The following is a 16,286-nucleotide window of genomic DNA, read 5'->3' as shown; positions in this document are numbered from 1 at the left end:
CATGGTTCAGGGTTTCTCCAGAGAACCAGGCACGCACGGTCCCCTCATCGAGGTGTCTCCGGAGGGGCAGCGGAAGATCACCCTCTGGGCGGTCGCTGTCGCTCTGGGCGGCTTCCTCTTCGGCTTCGACACGGGCGTCGTGTCGGGCGCCCTGCTCTACGTCAAGCAGGACTTCGGCCTGAACTCCTTCGAGCAGGGGAGCGTGGTCAGCGTGCTCCTCATCGGGGCGGTGATCGGCGCCACCTCGGCAGGCCGGATGTCCGACGGACTCGGCCGACGCAAGGCACTGGGCACCATCGGCGTGGTCTTCATCATCGGTACCGCCATCGCCTGCGCGGCGAACGGATACCTGATGCTCATGGCGGGCCGGGTGGTCCTCGGCCTCGCGGTCGGAGCGGCGTCGGCCACCGTGCCGGTGTACCTCTCCGAGATCTCACCGACCAAGATCCGCGGTCGGCTGCTCACCATGAACCAGCTGATGATCACGCTCGGCATCCTCATCGCCTACCTGGTCAACCTCGCCTTCTCGAGCAGCGAGATGTGGCGCGCCATGTTCGCCGTCGGAGCGATTCCGGCCGCCCTCATGGTGGTGGCCACCCTGTGGTTCCTTCCCGAATCGCCGCAGTGGCTCATCTCCCACGGCCAGGCCGACCGGGCGCGCAAGGGGATCGCCTCGGTGACCGACGAAGCCACGGCGGACACGCTGGTCGCGCGGGCCCAGCAGCGGATCGCCGAGGAACGCGAGAAGGAGGAGGAACGGAGTTCCGGGACGGCCGAGCGGGGAACCCGAAAACTCTTCACCCCCGACGTGCGCCCGGCCCTCGTCGTCGGGCTCACCCTCGCCGCCGTACAGCAGTTCGGCGGCATCAACACGATCATCTACTACGCGCCGACCATCATTCAGCAGACCGGTCTGAACGCGTCGAACTCCATCTTCTACTCCGTGTTCATCGGCGTGATCAACCTGGTCATGACGCTCCTGGCGATCCGGCTGGTCGACCGGGCCGGCCGCAGGATCATGGTGCTCGTCTCGCTCGCCCTCATGGCGGTCTCGATCTTCATGCTCGGTCTGGCGTTCGTGGTCGGCATGAGTTCGGTGCTGACGCTGCTGTTCATGGTCATCTACATCGCCGCGTACGCGGGCGGCCTCGGACCGGTGTTCTGGACGCTGCTGGGCGAGATCTTCCCGCCGTCCGTCCGGGCGAAGGGCTCGAGCGTGGCCACGGCGGTCAACTGGGTGTCCAACTTCGTCGTCAGCCTCGCCTTCCTGCCCCTGGCGGCCGCCATCGGCCAGGGCGAGACCTTCTGGATCTTCGCCGGGATCTGCGTGGTCGCCTTCTTCTTCGTCGGCCGCTACCTGCCCGAGACCAAGGGCCGCGACCCCGAGCAGATCGAGACGGCCCTGCGGTCCCGCTTCGGGCACCGGACCGGGAAAGGCCGAGGACGATGAGCGACAGCCTCCTCAGCCCGCCCGACCTCGAACACTCCGACGCCCTGGTGATCTTCGGCCTCTCCGGCGACCTCGCCCGGAAGATGCTGCTGCCCGCGCTGTACCGGCTCACCGAGTCCGGCAGGCTGAGCGTGCCGGTGATCGGTGTGGCGGCCGTCGACTGGGACGACGACGCGCTGCGCGAGCACGCGCGCGAAGCGGTCGCCGCCACGTGCCCGGACATCGACGAGGCGGTCTTCACCCGCTTCGCCGAGAACTTGTCCATCGTCACCGGAGACTTCGCCGACGGTGCCACCTTCGCCCGGCTGCGCGATGCCGTCGCGGGGTTCGCGTTCGTGACGTACTACATGGCGATCCCACCGGCACTGTTCACCGGGGTCGCCGCCGCACTGGCCGCCGCCGGCCTGAACCGCGACGCCCGCCTGGTGGTGGAGAAACCGTTCGGACACGACCTCGCCTCGGCACGCAAGCTCCAGGACGAGCTGTCCTCCCACTTCGACAACGCCCGCCTCCTGCGCGTCGACCATTTCCTGGGCAACCGCGCGGTCGAGAGCCTGATGGTCTCCCGGTTCGCCAACACCCTGCTCGCGCCGATCTGGCACCGCTCCTACGTGGACAACGTCCAGATCACCCTCGCCGAGGACTTCGACGTCGCCGGCCGGGGCTCCTTCTACGACGCGGTGGGCTGCCTGCGCGATGTGGTCCAGAACCACATGCTCCAGGTCCTGGCCCTCCTGGTGATGGAACCGCCCAGCGCCACCAACGCCCAGGCGCAGGGGCTGGAGAAGTGGAGGGCGCTGCACGCGACCCGCACGATGGACCCGGCCGACACCGTTCGCGGCCAGTACGACGGCTACCGGGACGTCGAGGGCGTCGAGCCGGACTCCAGGACCGAGACGTACTTCGCGACCCGTATGTTCGTCGACAACTGGCGCTGGGCAGGCGTGCCGTTCTACCTGCGCAGCGGCAAGGCCCTGGCGGTCTCGGCCACCGAGGTCGTGGTCGAACTGCGCAGACCGCCCCTGGAACTCTTCGGTGGCCAGGAGACGCGGACGCCACCCAACATCATCCGCTTCCGCATCGACGGCGACACCGGGATCAGAGCGGACCTGATGCTGAGCAAGCCCGACGACGACACCGGGCCGATGACCGTCCCCATCGGCGTCGACTTCGCCAAGGTGCTGGGACGGCAGGAACTCCCGTACGAGAACATCCTGTACGGAGCCGTCACGGGCGACCCCGAGTGCTTCGCCTTCTTCCCCACCGTCCTGGAGTGCTGGCGCATCGTGGGGCCGGTGCTCGACCCGGCCGAGCCGCCCCTGGCGTACGCGCCGGGAAGCTGGGGCCCGGAGGCGGCCGACGGCCTCCCCGGGCTACGGAGCTGGCACGAGCTGGGCCACCGCCTGTTCGACGACGGCTGACGGCCGCGGCCGTCAGCCGCGACCGCCCGTGCCTGCCGTCCCCGCCAGGGCGCCGCCTACAGGTAGTCGTGCACGACGGCGGGCCGGCCCAGGGCCAGGTCGGTACGGACCGGAGGCGGTGCCCATGTTGATCTGCCACATCCGGTCGACGTCCTGCGGAGTGGACACCCCGTCCGCCACGACCGCCAGGGACTCCCGCTTGATGGCGGCCCAGATGCGGTTGAAGATGAAGCCCGTCGACTCCTTGCACGCCTTGAACGGGTGGACGCCGTAACCGGGCAGCGTCCGCTTCAGGAACTCCATGATGGCGGGGTCGGTGTGGCCGTCCGACATGATGTCGACCGCGTTCTGCCGGGGCGGCATGTAGAAGTGCATGTTGAGCACCCGCTCGGGGTGATCGACCCGGTCGACGAACTGACTCGTCGGGTACGAGGAGGAGTTGCTGGCCAGGATGGCGTCGGGCGCCGCCGCGAAAGCGCCGCACCTGCTCAGCAGCCTCCACCGCCCCACCCGCCCCGGCCACCAGCACTGCTCCAACCGGACGAGCCGACGAACTTCGGCCGGGAGCGCCGACACCTCCACGACTGCCGAGGCAGGCTGGCTGCGAAGGCGCCGCCATCCTCACCGAACGCTGACGGCACGGCCGAGGGCCGCCACCTCCCGGAAGGAGGTGGCGGCCCTCGGTGCCTCAGGCGTGGGTGAGCACGGCCCGCGGTTCAGTTGTCGAAGTACAGCTCGTGCCAAGTCATCTGCGGTTCAGACGTCGAAGTACAGCTCGTACCACGTCATCTGCGGTTTAGATGTCGAAATACAGCTCGAACTCGTGCGGGTGCGGCCGCAGCTGGATCGGGGCGATCTCGTGCGTGCGCTTGTAGTCGATCCACGTCTCGATCAGGTCCGGCGTGAAGACGCCGCCCGCCTGGAGGTACTCGTTGTCCGCCTCCAGGGCGTCCAGCACGGCCGGGAGGGACGTCGGGACCTGCTGGACGTTGGCGTGCTCCTCGGGAGCCAGCTCGTAGAGGTCCTTGTCGATCGGCTCGGCCGGCTCGATCTTGTTCTTGATGCCGTCCAGGCCCGCCATCAGCAGCGCCGAGAAGGCGAGGTACGGGTTGGAGGACGGGTCCGGGGCGCGGAACTCGACGCGCTTGGCCTTCGGGTTGGAGCCGGTGATCGGGATGCGCATCGCGGCGGAGCGGTTGCGCTGCGAGTACACCATGTTGACCGGGGCCTCGAAGCCGGGGACCAGGCGGTGGTAGGAGTTCACCGTCGGGTTGGTGAACGCCAGCAGCGACGGGGCGTGCTTCAGGATGCCGCCGATGTAGTAGCGCGCCATGTCCGACAGGCCCGCGTAACCCTGCTCGTCGTAGAAGAGCGGCGTGCCGCCCTGCCACAGCGACTGGTGGACGTGCATGCCCGAGCCGTTGTCGCCGAAGATCGGCTTCGGCATGAAGGTCGCGGTCTTGCCGTTGCGCCAGGCGACGTTCTTCACGATGTACTTGAAGAGCATCAGGTCGTCGGCCGCGGCGAGCAGCGTGTTGAACTTGTAGTTGATCTCGGCCTGGCCGGCGGTGCCGACCTCGTGGTGCTGGCGCTCGACCTGGAGGCCGTTCTTCTCCAGCTCCAGGGACATCTCGGCACGCAGGTCGGCGAAGTGGTCCACCGGCGGGACCGGGAAGTAACCGCCCTTGTAGCGGACCTTGTAGCCGCGGTTGTTCTCCAGCGCACCGGTGTTCCAGGCGCCGGCCTCGGAGTCGATGTGGTAGAAGCTCTCGTTCGCCGACGTCTGGAAGCGGACGTTGTCGAAGACGTAGAACTCGGCCTCCGGGCCGAAGTACGCGGTGTCCGCGATGCCGGTCGAGGCGAGGTAGGCCTCGGCCTTCTTGGCGATGTTGCGCGGGTCGCGGCTGTACTGCTCGCCCGTGATCGGGTCGTGGATGAAGAAGTTGATGTTGACGGTCTTGTCACGGCGGAAGGGGTCCACCCGAGCCGTCGACAGGTCGGCGCGCAGCGCCATGTCGGACTCGTGGATCGCCTGGAAACCGCGGATCGAGGAACCGTCGAAGGCGAGTTCCTCGGCCGGGTCGAAGGTCGCTGCCGGGATCGTGACGTGCTGCATCACCCCGGGCAGGTCGCAGAACCGGACATCGATGAACTTGACGTCATTGTCCGCTACGTACTTCTGCACTTCGTCGGCGTTCTGGAACATCCAACTCCTCCTACTCCCGGCCCGGGAGGGACGGGGTCGTTGTGCGGCCAGTGCGGTGGCACGCTGGACCCGACCATAGGCAGACGTGGTTTCTCAAGCATGACCCATTTGTTTCGCCCAAGTTAACCGGGGCGGGGGTGAGCGGCATCTCAGCGGCTGTTTCCGTGCCCCGCCCGGTCAGGCGCGGACGCGGGCGCAGTACCGTGGACGGGTGGACAACAGGCAAGCAATCGGATCGTGGCTCTCGGGGCCCCGCACGGCCGCCGAAGAGATGGGCGCCGATTTCGGCTACCGCGGCAAGCGGCTCGGGCTGCCCGAGGAGGGGCCGGGGGCCATCGCGCCGCTCGGCCGCCGTTTCGGGGCCATCTTCATCGACTGGTCGGTCTGCATGGTGATCGCATACGGGCTGATCGCTCGCGGTGACCAGCAGGCGGCGGGGAACTGGGCGCTCGGCGTCTTCCTCCTCATGAGCGCCCTGACCGTCGGCACCATCGGCTGCACCCCCGGCAAGCGCCTCCTGGGGCTGCGTGTGATCTCCGAGGACGGCGGCCGTCTCGGCTTCGGCAGGGTTCTGGTACGGACCGTCCTCCTGCTGCTCGTCATCCCCGCCCTGGTCTGGGACCGCGACGGGCGTGGCCTCCACGACCGGCTCGGCCGCGCCGTACAGGTACGGATGTAGCCACCCGCGGCGGCCCCGGAGAACGCGGAGACCCCGGAGAACGCGGCGGCCCCGGACCATCTCGGTCCGGGGCCGTCCCGCGTACGTCGCGTACGTCCGCGGTCAGCGCATCTTTCCGCCGCGCGGCATCCGCATGCCCTTGGGCATCGGGCCCTTCGGCAGCGGCATGTTGCTCATCAGGTCGCCCATCGCGCGCAGCCGGTCGTTGGTGGTGGTCACCTGCGCGCCGGTCAGGACGCGGGGGAGCTTCAGCATCTTGGTGCGGACCTTCTTCAGGGGCACCTGGCCCTCGCCGTTGCCGACGATGATGTCGTGGACCGGGACGTCCACCACGATCCGGGCCATCTTCTTCTTCTCGGCCGCCAGCAGGCCCTTCACCCGGTTCGGGTTGCCCTCGGCGACCAGGACGATGCCGGCCTTGCCCACGGACCGGTGCACGACGTCCTGGCTGCGGTTCATCGCCACGGCGGGGGTCGTGGTCCAGCCGCGTCCGATCCGGTCCAGGACGGCGGCCGCCGCACCGGGCTGGCCCTCCATCTGCCCGAAGGCCGCTCGTTCGGCTCGTCGTCCGAAGATGATCGCCATCGCGAGGACGGCCAGGACGAAGCCCAGGATGCCCAGGTAGACCGGGTGGCCGATCACGAAGCCGATGCCGAGGAGGACACCGAACGTGGCGATTCCCACACCCGCGACGATGAGCCCGATCTTGCTGTCGGACCGTCTGGTCATCTTGTAGGTCAGGGCGATCTGCTTGAGCCGCCCTGCGTTCTCGGCGCTGTCCGCGCCTTCGGATTTTGCCTTCCTCGCCATAAACAGAAGTTTACGTGGCGGGGGAGCGGGCTAGGAACGGTGGTCGGCCACCGCGTCGGGCACGTACGGGGACTCCACCCGGTCCTTGGCCCGGCGGCGGTCCTCCAGGACGGCCGTCCAGGCGTTGCGGCGGGCGGTGCGCTGGCCGCCGCTCAGCAGCAGTGACTCGACGGCGCGCAGGGCGGTGGTGACGGACGGAAGGGCGTGGGCGCGGACCGGTGCGGCCTGCATGGTGTTCCCCCTCGGAGTGGGTGCGCCCGGGGCGCGGACTGAGTACGGGAAGCGGTGACGGGCGGCGGCCGTGGCAGCCGCCGCCGCACGTGTTCCCAGGGTCACTGGTCGGTGTTACCAGCGCGTGACCGGTCGGTCAAACACCAATGAACCCTTCATTCCGGTGCCCCGCACGCCGAGGCGGCCCATACGCGTCCCTCACCTGCGGGAGCGTACGGGCCGCCTCGGTCGTGCGGTTACTGCTCGGTATCACCGGGTGAGCGGACTCACACCGCCTGAGCGGTCGGCACGCCCGTGGCGGCCGCGCCGCGCGCCTCCATCGCCTGCTGGAAGAGACGGCCCGCGCGGTACGAGGAACGCACCAGCGGCCCCGACATCACGCCGGAGTAGCCGATCGCGTCGGCCTCGTCCTTCAGCTCGACGAACTCGTGCGGCTTCACCCAGCGCTCGACCGGGTGGTGCCGTACGGAGGGGCGCAGGTACTGCGTAATCGTGATGAGCTCGCAACCCGCGTCGTACAGGTCCTGGAGCGCCTCGCTGACTTCCTCGCGGGTCTCGCCCATGCCGAGGATCAGGTTCGACTTGGTGATCAGGCCGGCCTCGCGGGCCCGCGTGATGACCTCCAGGGACCGCTCGTAGCGGAAGCCGGGGCGGATGCGCTTGAAGATGCGCGGAACCGTCTCCACGTTGTGCGCGAGCACCTCGGGGCGCGAGGAGAAGACCTCGGCGAGCTGCTCGGGCTCGGCGTTGAAGTCGGGGATCAGCAGCTCGACCTTGGTCGCGCCCGCCTCCCGCCCGGCGGTCAGCGTGTGGATCTGGCGGACGGTCTCGGCGTACAGCCAGGCTCCGCCGTCCTCCAGGTCGTCGCGGGCGACGCCGGTGATGGTGGCGTAGTTGAGGTCCATCGTGACGACGGACTCGCCGACCCTGCGGGGCTCGTCACGGTCCAGCGCCTGCGGCTTGCCCGTGTCGATCTGGCAGAAGTCGCAGCGCCGCGTGCACTGGTCACCGCCGATGAGGAAGGTGGCCTCGCGGTCCTCCCAGCACTCGAAGATGTTGGGGCAGCCCGCCTCCTGGCAGACCGTGTGCAGCCCCTCGCCCTTCACCAGCTGCTGCAGCTGCTTGTACTCGGGGCCCATCTTCGCCCGGGTTTTGATCCACTCGGGCTTGCGCTCGATGGGGGTCTGGCTGTTTCGGACCTCCAGGCGCAGCATCTTGCGCCCGTCGGGTGCGACAGCGGACACTCCGGCTCCCCTTTGCTTTCGCTGCATTGGATTCGCATTGGATTCTTCGGCGAACACCAGGGTACGCCCGTAAATCAAACGGTCTTACGTCCGGCCAACCTACGGCCGACAGGGCCTATTCCCTCGACCGGTCTACCGGCCGGTAGACCGGCCGGCCCGTACTACGCCGTGGCCGCGGCCGGCTCGGCCGCCCGCTCGATCACGCGCGGTGCGAGCCGCGCGTTCTCCAGGATGTCCCGCAGGTGCTTCTCGGCGACCGGCAGCACCTCCTCGACGGTGATCTCCCGGCCCAGCTCGTTGGAGAGGGACGTGACCCCCGCGTCGCGGATGCCGCACGGCACGATCTTGTCGAACCAGGTGTTGTCCGGGTTCACGTTGAGCGAGAAGCCGTGCATCGTCACGCCCTTGGCGACCCGGATCCCGATCGCGGCCAGCTTGCGGTCCTCGCGGCGCTGGCCCGCGTTGGACGGGGCGTACTCCGGGCCGTTGAGCCGCGGGTCGAACTCCTCGTCCTGGAGTCTGGGGTCGAAGTCCAGCGAGAGCCCGCCGAGCGCCTGGCGCTGCTCGACCGGGTCGCCGAGCACCCAGACACCGCTGCGGCCCTCGACCCGCGAGGTCTCCACCCCGAAGTCGGCGGCCGTGCGGATCAGCGCGTCCTCCAGGCGGCGGACGTGCGCCACGACGTCGACGGGGCGCGGCAGCTTCTGGATGGGGTAGCCGATGAGCTGCCCCGGGCCGTGCCAGGTGATCTTCCCGCCCCGGTCCACGTCGATGACCGGCGTACCGTCCAGCGGGCGCTCGCTCACCGCGGTGCGGCGGCCCGCCGTGTAGACGGACGGGTGCTCCATGAGCAGACAGGTGTCCGGCACCAGGTCCTCGAACCGCGCCGCGTGCACCTCACGCTGCTTCTGCCAGGCTTCCGTGTACTCGACGGCCTCGTCACCGAAGCCCAGACGGACGAACCGCAGCTCGCTCACGACAGATGCCTCCCTACGTCGGACGCCGTGTGCCCGAAGGGGTGTCCCCGGGATGGCGGCGCCCTGCACTGATCGCGCCCGCAACCACTGTACGACCGTCCTCCGGCCGGTCCAGCGGCAGGTGGAACGCGCATCGGTGACCTGAGGGAGGTCCGGTCCCTTCTGTCAGCTCTGTCCACAATCCTCACACGATCGGATGAACGTGGAGCAAAGGGTGTCTCCGACCGCCCCGCCGGACGCTAAATTCGCGCCGTTCCCCAGGGGCTGTCCGGGGCCCCCGGAAGGCAGGAGACCGTACAGCTGATGTCGGAACGACCCCCGCAGCGCACGCCCAACCGACGCCTCGCCTCACTCATCGCGGAGGCCGGGTTCTCCCACGCGGGCCTCGCCCGCCGGGTCGATCAGCTCGGCCTCGAACACGGACTGGACCTGCGGTACGACAAGACCTCGGTCACCCGATGGCTGCGGGGGCAGCAGCCGCGCGGTACCACCCCCGCCCTGATCGCCGAGGTCTTCACCCGGCGGCTCGGGCGTCGGCTCTCCGCCCAGGACCTGGGCCTCGACGCCTGCGCGCCCGTCTACGCGGGGCTGGAGTTCGCGGCCACCCCCGCCGAGGCCATCGACATCGTCAGCGGCCTGTGGCGCAAGGACTCGGGCACGCACACGGAGCTGCGCAAGATCGCCTTCACCCCCGCCGGTCTCGTCGTCCCCAGCCGGGACTGGCTGATCGGCCGCGCCGACGAGTGGGTGGCGCGCGAGGGCGGTGCGGACCGCCCGCCCGCCCCGCACCGCAGGCCGGGCACGGGCGCCGGGGCCGTCGGCGGGGCCCTGGTGCCCGGCCGTACGGAGGTGCCGGGTCGTACGGAGATGCCGGGCCGTACGGACGGGGGCCTGCGTGGCGTGCCCCGCCCCGGTGTACCCGTGCGCCCGGCAGGCCGGCCCGTTCCACCCGGACATCCTGCCCCGCCCGGTCACCCCGCGCAGCCGTCCGCGGTGGAGGCGGCCGGAGTGGCCCTGCCCGGTGCCGGTGCGGGTGCCCCGCCCGGCGGCGGGCACGGCGTGTCCGCCCCGGGGGCGCCGCCCGCCGTCCCGCGCCAGCGGCAGACCGAGCGGGGGCCCGGCCAGCGCGTCGCCAACGGCGACGTCGCGGCGCTGCGCTCGGTCGGCGAGCTCTTCCGCACCCTCGACCACACCTACGGCGGCGGCCACGCCCGCCAGGCCCTCGTGCGGTATCTGGAGCACGAGGCCGAGCCGATGCTCCGCGGGAGTTACGGCGAGGCCACCGGGCGCCGCCTCTTCGCCGCGGTCGCCGACCTGACCCGACTGGCCGGCTGGACCTCCTTCGACATCGCCGCCCACGGCCTGGCCCAGCGCTACTTCGTCCAGGCGCTGCGCCTCGCCCAGGCCGCCGGGGACCGCGGCTACGGGGCGTACGTCCTGATCACCATGAGCCGCCAGGCGGTCCACCTCGGCCACGGCAGGGAGGCCGTACAGCTCGCCCGCGTCGCCCAGCAGGGCATCGGCTCCGCCGCCCCGCCCCTCGTCCAGGCCCTGCTGCACTCGGTCGAGGCGCGCGGCCACGGGATCCTCGGCGAGGCGCGGGCCTGCACCGCCGCGCTGACCCGGGCCGAGCACGCCCTGGAGGCCGCGCGCCCCGGCGACGAGGCGCCGCCGTGGGCCCGCTCCTTCGACGAGGCGCAGCTCGCCCACGAGCTCGGCCACTGCCACCGCGACCTCCAGCAGTACCGGGCCGCCGCCCAGCACGCGGAGCGCTCGCTCCAGCTGCGCGCCCCGGCGTACGCCCGCAGCCGGCTCTTCTGCCGGGTGGTGCTCGCCTCCGCCCGGCTCGGCCTCGGCGAGCTGGAGCAGGCCTGCCGGCTGGGTGCCGAGGCGGCTCAGCAGGCCTCGGAGATGCGCTCCGCCAGGGCCGCCGAGTACGTACGCGCCTTCGAGCGCAGCCTGGAGCCGTACCGGGACGCCGCCGCCGTGCGCGGCTACCGCGACCGGGTGGCGGCGCTCGGCTGACCAGCGGCTTCCGCCTCACGGCAGGGCGGCCCGCACCCTGCCGTGAGCCGTCCCTACGCCGCCTCCGGCACCCGTGCGCCCCCCTGACGCGCCGGAGCCACCCCCAGGTCCGTCAGGATCGCCCCGGCCGCCCGGCGCCCCGAGTGCAGCGCGCCCCGGACCGTGCTGGTGTCGCGGTGGTCGCCGCACACGTACAGCCCGGCCAGCACCCGTACCGGCCGGCGCGGGTCGTGCGGGGCCTCCATGGCGGGCACCGCCTCCGGGTCGTGGTGGGCGGCCAGCAGCTCCCAGTCGTCCGTCGGGGTGCCGTACAGCGCCGCCAGATGGCTCCGTACGGAACGGTCCAGGTCCGGCGGCGGGGTCCCGAGCACCGTCGACGTGACCAGCGTCCGGCCCCGCGGCGCGCGCGAGGGGTCGACCTCGCTCATCACCGCCGTGTACGCCACCGGGCCCGACCGGTCGCCGTCCAGCACCAGCGACCTGCCGGTCGGCGGCGGCGCGGGCGCGGTGTGGTGCAGGACCGTCACCGGGCGGAAGGCCGGCACCCGCAGCCCCGGCAGCAGCTCGGCCGCCGCCCCCGCGCCCGTGGCCAACAGCAGGGAGCGGCACCTCAGTTCGCCGTGCTCCTTGGTACGTACGGTGGTGATGTCGGCGGCCGTGACATGCACCCCGGTCCGTACCGTGCCGGGCGGCAGCGCGGCCGCCAGCAGATCCGGCAGCGTCCCCGAACCACCCGCCGGGACGCAGAGCCCGCCCCGCGCGTAGTCCCGCAGGGCCAGATCCGCGCACCGGCTCGACGTGGTGAGGTCCGGGTCGCCGAGGAGCGCGGAGAGCAGCGGACGCAGGACGCCGTCCACGGTACGGGCGGGCATCTGGCCCGCCGCCAGCGCGGCGAGCGCCGTCCGCTCGGGGCGGGCCAGGAGCCGCGCCGTGGGGGTGGCGGCCAGCCGGGACAGGGCGGCGCCGAGCAGGGCCCGGTCGATCGTCTCGGAGACGGTGGCGCTGCCCCTGAGGCCGGTGCTCCGGAGCGCCGCGCTTCTGAGCCCCGCGCTCCTGAGGCCGGTGCCTCTGGTGCCGGGGCCACCCCGGTTCACGGGGCGCGGATGGCTCCCGTAGCCACCCGGCGAGAGATAGGGGGCGCTCGACCGGGTGCGTACGGCCTTGAGTGCGCCCCTCGCGCTCCGTATGTCGGCGGTGCGGTGGCGGCGGCCCTCGCTGTGCACCAGGACCCCGGGCGCGAACTCCCGCAGCTCCGGGGCGCCGAGCCCCGGGGTGGAGGTCAGCTCGGGCCAGGAGGCGCAGAGCAGGGGGCCGAGCTGATCGAGACGGAAACCGTCCACCTCATGGGTGGCCAGCCGACCGCCCACGGTGGAGGCCGCCTCCAGGACACTGACGCCGACTCCGGCGCCGGTCAGCAGATGGGCCGCTGAGAGGCCGGCGATCCCGGCCCCGATGATGATCACGTCCGCGTGGTGTGCCGTGCTGCGCACAAGCCCTCCCCGAGTCGGTGCGACTGGTGGGGGGCTCTTGCCCCCGACAGGCCCCCGGAATGCCGGAGTTCACATCGAGGCTAGGACGATGGCTGATACCGGGTCAGACGCGCGTGCCCGGGAGCACCGGGGCACGGGGTCGCACACGTGGCCGCCGCGGGCGCGGGCGGCTCACCGCAGCGCCGCGCGGATCGCCGCGTCGATGCCGGGGAAGGCGAACGAGAAGCCGGAGTCCAGCAGCTGCCCGGGGACCACCCGCTGGCTGCCCAGCACATCGCCGGCGAACTCCCCGAGCACGACCCGCAGCGCGGGCGCCGGGGCGGTGAACAGGGTGGGGCGGCGCAGCACCCGGCCCATCGCGGCGGTCACCTCGGCATTGGTGACCGGGTCGGGGCCGGTCAGGTTCACCGGGCCGGACAGCGACTCGGTGTCCAGGATGTGGCGCAGGGCCGCGACGTGGTCGTGCAGGGCGATGAAGCTCCAGAACTGGCGGCCGTTGCCCAGCCGCCCGCCGAGCCCCGCCCTGAACAGGGGGAACAGCCGCCCCCACGCCCCGCCCTCGCGGGCCACCACCAGCCCGGTGCGGGCGTGCACGGTGCGGATGCCCCGCTCCTCGGCGGAGGCCGTCGCGGCCTCCCACTCCTCGCAGACGGAGGGCAGGAAGCCCTCCCCGGGCGGCGCGCCCTCGTCCACGGCGCGGTCGCCCGTGTCGCCGTAGAAGCCGATGGCCGACCCGGAGAGCAGCACCCTCGGCGGGGTGTCGAGCGAGGCGACGGCCTCGGCGACCGCGGCCGTGCCCAGCACCCGGCTGTCGCGGATCTCCCGCTTGTAGGCGTCGGTCCAGCGGTGGTCGCCGACCCCGGCCCCGGCGAGATGGACGACCGCGTCGCAGCCCACCAGGCCGGCCACGTCCACGTAACCGCGCTTGGGGTCCCACTCCACCTCGTCCCCGGACCTGGCGGGCCGCCGCACCAGGCGGGCCACCTCGTGCCCGTCGGCGCGCAGCGAGCGCACGAGCGCAGCTCCGATGAGTCCGGACGATCCACTGACGGCGATACGGGAGGTCGGCATGGTGCCATCCTGCCCCAAGGGCTGGGGTGGACACGGCAGGTCTTCCGGGGGAAAACACCATGGAACGCGGAGAAGCGGGCGTGGGAAGGTGAGGCCATGTCCGCAACGACCCTTCACTCCGTACGACCAGCGCTCCCCGCCGACGAGGAGGCGCTCGGTGAGCTCGACCGGTCCACCTGGTCGACGCTCCACGCGGTGGTGCCCCGGCCCCGGCCTCCGTACGAGCCCTTCTTCGACGAGCGGCACCGTCCCGAGGACTTCCTGGTGGCCGAGACCGGGACCGGCGCGCAGGCCGAGACCGGGACCGGGGCCGTGATGGGGGCCGCGAGCGGGTCCGGGGAGGCGCGCATCGCCGGGTACATACGCCTGGTCCCGCCCACCCCGCTCGCCTGCAACGCCCATGTGCGCCAGATACAGGGGCTGGCCGTCGCGGCCTGGGCGCGCGGGGCCGGGGTCGGGCGGAGCCTGCTGCGGGCCGCGTGCGCCGAGGCGCGGCGCCAGGGCGCCAACCGGATCACGCTGCGGGTGCTCGGGCACAACGCGCCCGCCCAGGCGCTCTACGCCTCCGAGGGGTTCGTCGTGGAAGGGGTGCTGAGGGGGGAGTTCTTCCTGCACGGGCGCTATGTCGACGACGTGCTGATGGGGCGCTCGCTGGCTCCGGGCAGTTCGGGCACTCCGGGTGCTCCGGGCTGACCGCTTCGCCCTCTGATCCTCGACGGCTCAGCGACCTCTCGGGCGCTCCGGGCTGACCGCTTCGCCCTCTGCCCCTTGGTGGCTCAGGGACCTTCGGCGGCTCGGGGTCCTCGGCGGCTCGGCAGGCCCTGGGCGGCTCAGGGATCCTCGGCGGCTCAGCTGGGTGCGAAGCGGTCCCAGAGCTCCGGGTAGCGGGCGGCCAGGGCCTCGTCGTCCTCGAGGTCGACCGGGGAGCCCAGCGGCTCGGTGGGCTGCGGGGGCAGGCCGAGATCCTGCGCGACCACGCCGGTGAGCTGCTCGTACGCCTCGTCGGCCGCATAGCCCAGCTCCTCGCCGTCCCCGTCGATCTCCTCGTCGAAGTCCTCCAGCAGCTCCGCCAGGTCGTCCGGGTCGTGCAGCGCGCCCTCGAAGACCTCCCGGCCCTGACCGATCAGCCAGCACCGGAAGTAGTCGAAGGCGTCGTCGCCCGCCCCGCCGAGCAGCACGGCGGCCGCGCCCCACAGGTCCCAGCGGTAGGCGCGGTTGTAGCGGGCCTCGAAGTGCCGGGCGAAGTCCAGCACGGAATCGGGGTCGAGCTGCACCAGCCGCTCCACGAGCAGATCGGCCTGCTCCTCGGGGTCGCCTTCGGCTCCCTCGCGGCTGCTGTCGATGATCTCCCAGAATTCCGTCTCGTCCATCACGGGTCCAGCATCCAGCCTGCCGGGACCCCCCGCACGCCCAGACGGCGAAAAGAAGCCTTTCAGCGATACAGCTCGCGCAGGCGTTCGGCCGCTTCGGTGAACCGGCTCCGCAGCTCCTGCGGCGCCACGACCTCCAACTCGGGACCCAGCGAAAGGAGCTGGCTGTACGCCACGTCCAGCGACTCGACGGGCAGGGCGAGGGTGCGCCACCCGTCCGGGCCGGCGGGAGCGGCCTCGGCGAGGGCCGCGGCGGCGGCCGCCCGGTCGCCGGTGTACGCGAGCTGCCGGGCCCCGCTCTCGGAGACCCGCACGGTCACCTCGGTGCGCAGGAGGGACCGGGCGAACGCGGTGGCCCGCTCCTCCCAGAACGCGGGCAGGTCGAAGCCCTCGTCCCGCTCGAAGCGCTCGTCGGCCGGCTCCACCGAGGTGAACCGGTCGATCCGGTAGACCCGGAAGTCGTCCCCCACCCGGGCGCAGAGGTACCAGACCCCGGCCTTGAGGACGAGGCCGTACGGAGCGAGCTCCCGCGCCACCTCCGTACGTTCCCGGTCGGCGGCCCGGCCGCCGCCCCTGCGGTAGCGGACCCGCAGCAGGCGGTCGTCCCAGACGGCGTCGGCGACGGCGGGCAGCAGCTTTGGGGGCTGTGGCTCGTGGTACCAGGACGGGGCGTCCAGGTGGAAGCGCTGGGCGGCGGAGGCCGAGGCGTCACGCAGGGAGGGCAGCAGCGCGGCCGACACCTTGAGCCGGGCGGCGGACGCGGCGTCCTCCAGCCCCATCTCGCGGAGCGCGGAGGGCAGCCCGGAGAGGAACAGCGCCTCCGCCTCGTCCCGGGCCAGACCGGTCAGCCGGGTGCGGTAGCCGCCGACGAGCCGGTAGCCGCCCGCCCGGCCGCGCTCGGCGTACACCGGGACGCCCGCCTCGGAGAGCGCCTGCGCGTCGCGGGTGACCGTACGCTCCGACACCTCCAGCTCGACCGCCAGCTCGGCGGCGGTCATGGCGGGGCGGGACTGCAGGAGCAGCACCATCTTGATCAGCCGGGCAGCACGCATGCGCCCATTGTGGCGGCAGCGAAATGGCACGGCCGCCCTGCCGGGGCCTCCGGACGCCCGCGCCGAACCCCCGCCCACCGTCCGCGTACCTCACGCCGAACCCCCGTCCGCGTGCCTCACGCCGAAACCGTGCCGGGGCGCCGCGTGCGCATGCCGAACCGCGTCCGCCGTCCGCGTGCCCCACCCCGGAACCCCGCCGCCGGGGCGCCGCGTGCCTCACGCCGAAACCCCCGGCCGCCGGGGCGGGCGCGTGGTCGGAC

Annotated in this window: 15 protein-coding genes; 5 read left to right on the top strand and 10 right to left on the bottom strand. The window is 72.0% G+C overall.

Annotated elements, in window-relative coordinates; all coding sequences use genetic code 11:
- The first annotated feature begins 1 nt into the window (after window position 1).
- Both AB0917_RS23070 and zwf read left to right on the top strand, forming a co-directional pair.
- Complete coding sequence (locus tag AB0917_RS23070) at window positions 2-1,450, top strand: sugar porter family MFS transporter (protein ID WP_366821512.1); 1,449 nt, start codon at window positions 2-4, stop codon at window positions 1,448-1,450.
- Entirely contained in the window at window positions 1,447-2,871 is a 1,425-nt protein-coding gene (gene zwf, locus AB0917_RS23065; RefSeq protein WP_366821511.1) for a glucose-6-phosphate dehydrogenase, read from the top strand. Before AB0917_RS23070 ends, zwf begins: the two co-directional genes overlap by 4 nt.
- A gap of 12 nt (window positions 2,872-2,883) precedes the next feature.
- Here zwf and AB0917_RS23060 read toward each other — a convergent pair whose 3' ends face one another.
- On the bottom strand, window positions 2,884-3,447 hold the full coding sequence (locus AB0917_RS23060; RefSeq protein WP_366821510.1) for a 3-hydroxyacyl-CoA dehydrogenase NAD-binding domain-containing protein: 564 nt from the start codon (window positions 3,445-3,447) through the stop codon (window positions 2,884-2,886).
- A gap of 220 nt (window positions 3,448-3,667) precedes the next feature.
- Entirely contained in the window at window positions 3,668-5,077 is a 1,410-nt protein-coding gene (glnA, locus tag AB0917_RS23055; RefSeq protein ID WP_366821509.1) for a type I glutamate--ammonia ligase, read from the bottom strand.
- 271 nt (window positions 5,078-5,348) lie between these two features.
- Between glnA and AB0917_RS23050 the strand changes: the two genes are divergently transcribed.
- Window positions 5,349-5,756, top strand: coding sequence for an RDD family protein (locus tag AB0917_RS23050; protein WP_366821524.1), 408 nt, complete (start codon window positions 5,349-5,351; stop codon window positions 5,754-5,756).
- A gap of 102 nt (window positions 5,757-5,858) precedes the next feature.
- Here AB0917_RS23050 and AB0917_RS23045 read toward each other — a convergent pair whose 3' ends face one another.
- From AB0917_RS23045 to lipB, 4 genes are all read right to left on the bottom strand, one after another.
- Window positions 5,859-6,566 (bottom strand): DUF4191 domain-containing protein, encoded by a 708-nt coding sequence (locus AB0917_RS23045; protein ID WP_366821508.1) that lies wholly within the window; start codon window positions 6,564-6,566, stop codon window positions 5,859-5,861.
- A gap of 30 nt (window positions 6,567-6,596) precedes the next feature.
- Window positions 6,597-6,797: a hypothetical protein gene (locus AB0917_RS23040; protein WP_364784965.1), complete on the bottom strand. Its 201-nt coding sequence runs from the start codon at window positions 6,795-6,797 to the stop codon at window positions 6,597-6,599.
- 266 nt (window positions 6,798-7,063) lie between these two features.
- A complete protein-coding gene (lipA, locus tag AB0917_RS23035) occupies window positions 7,064-8,041 on the bottom strand; it encodes a lipoyl synthase (RefSeq protein ID WP_366821507.1) in 978 nt (325 codons plus the stop codon).
- A 161-nt stretch (window positions 8,042-8,202) separates the two neighbouring features.
- The gene (gene lipB / locus AB0917_RS23030; RefSeq protein WP_366821506.1) at window positions 8,203-9,018 is read right to left on the bottom strand and encodes a lipoyl(octanoyl) transferase LipB; all 816 of its coding nucleotides are present in this window, start codon (window positions 9,016-9,018) and stop codon (window positions 8,203-8,205) included.
- Window positions 9,019-9,321: 303 nt separating this feature from the next.
- Here lipB and AB0917_RS23025 point away from each other — a divergent pair, with 303 nt between their 5' ends.
- Window positions 9,322-11,043 (top strand): regulator, encoded by a 1,722-nt coding sequence (locus AB0917_RS23025; protein ID WP_366821505.1) that lies wholly within the window; start codon window positions 9,322-9,324, stop codon window positions 11,041-11,043.
- Between the two features lie 53 nt (window positions 11,044-11,096).
- Here the strand turns inward: AB0917_RS23025 and AB0917_RS23020 are convergent, their stop codons facing one another.
- Complete coding sequence (locus tag AB0917_RS23020; RefSeq protein ID WP_366821504.1) at window positions 11,097-12,533, bottom strand: FAD-dependent oxidoreductase; 1,437 nt, start codon at window positions 12,531-12,533, stop codon at window positions 11,097-11,099.
- Window positions 12,534-12,704: 171 nt separating this feature from the next.
- Window positions 12,705-13,604: a TIGR01777 family oxidoreductase gene (locus tag AB0917_RS23015; protein WP_366821503.1), complete on the bottom strand. Its 900-nt coding sequence runs from the start codon at window positions 13,602-13,604 to the stop codon at window positions 12,705-12,707.
- A 96-nt stretch (window positions 13,605-13,700) separates the two neighbouring features.
- On the opposite strand from AB0917_RS23015, the gene AB0917_RS23010 reads away from it, so the two are divergent.
- The gene (locus AB0917_RS23010) at window positions 13,701-14,297 is read left to right on the top strand and encodes a GNAT family N-acetyltransferase (RefSeq protein ID WP_366821502.1); all 597 of its coding nucleotides are present in this window, start codon (window positions 13,701-13,703) and stop codon (window positions 14,295-14,297) included.
- A 155-nt stretch (window positions 14,298-14,452) separates the two neighbouring features.
- Here the strand turns inward: AB0917_RS23010 and AB0917_RS23005 are convergent, their stop codons facing one another.
- Entirely contained in the window at window positions 14,453-14,974 is a 522-nt protein-coding gene (locus tag AB0917_RS23005) for a DUF4240 domain-containing protein (RefSeq protein WP_366821501.1), read from the bottom strand.
- A 62-nt stretch (window positions 14,975-15,036) separates the two neighbouring features.
- Window positions 15,037-16,026, bottom strand: coding sequence for a WYL domain-containing protein (locus AB0917_RS23000; RefSeq protein ID WP_366821500.1), 990 nt, complete (start codon window positions 16,024-16,026; stop codon window positions 15,037-15,039).
- Between the last annotated feature and the right edge of the window lie 260 nt (window positions 16,027-16,286).

The sequence above is a fragment of the Streptomyces sp. NPDC007346 genome (assembly GCF_040703535.1).
Taxonomy (GTDB): domain Bacteria; phylum Actinomycetota; class Actinomycetes; order Streptomycetales; family Streptomycetaceae; genus Streptomyces.
The sequence above is the reverse complement of the archived record's forward strand: the minus strand, read 5'-3'. Positions and strand labels throughout refer to the sequence as shown.

Bases quoted from the DNA above. Each gene is read 5' to 3' on its own strand.
- AB0917_RS23070 (WP_366821512.1), top strand. From the start codon at position 2: ATGGTTCAGGGTTTCTCCAGAGAACCAGGCACGCACGGTCCCCTCATC.
- zwf (WP_366821511.1), top strand. From the start codon at position 1,447: ATGAGCGACAGCCTCCTCAGCCCGCCCGACCTCGAACACTCCGACGCC.
- glnA (WP_366821509.1), bottom strand. From the start codon at position 5,077: ATGTTCCAGAACGCCGACGAAGTGCAGAAGTACGTAGCGGACAATGAC.
- AB0917_RS23050 (WP_366821524.1), top strand. From the start codon at position 5,349: ATGGGCGCCGATTTCGGCTACCGCGGCAAGCGGCTCGGGCTGCCCGAG.
- AB0917_RS23045 (WP_366821508.1), bottom strand. From the start codon at position 6,566: ATGGCGAGGAAGGCAAAATCCGAAGGCGCGGACAGCGCCGAGAACGCA.
- AB0917_RS23040 (WP_364784965.1), bottom strand. From the start codon at position 6,797: ATGCAGGCCGCACCGGTCCGCGCCCACGCCCTTCCGTCCGTCACCACC.
- AB0917_RS23025 (WP_366821505.1), top strand. From the start codon at position 9,322: ATGTCGGAACGACCCCCGCAGCGCACGCCCAACCGACGCCTCGCCTCA.
- AB0917_RS23015 (WP_366821503.1), bottom strand. From the start codon at position 13,604: ATGCCGACCTCCCGTATCGCCGTCAGTGGATCGTCCGGACTCATCGGA.
- AB0917_RS23010 (WP_366821502.1), top strand. From the start codon at position 13,701: ATGTCCGCAACGACCCTTCACTCCGTACGACCAGCGCTCCCCGCCGAC.
- AB0917_RS23005 (WP_366821501.1), bottom strand. From the start codon at position 14,974: ATGGACGAGACGGAATTCTGGGAGATCATCGACAGCAGCCGCGAGGGA.
- AB0917_RS23000 (WP_366821500.1), bottom strand. From the start codon at position 16,026: ATGCGTGCTGCCCGGCTGATCAAGATGGTGCTGCTCCTGCAGTCCCGC.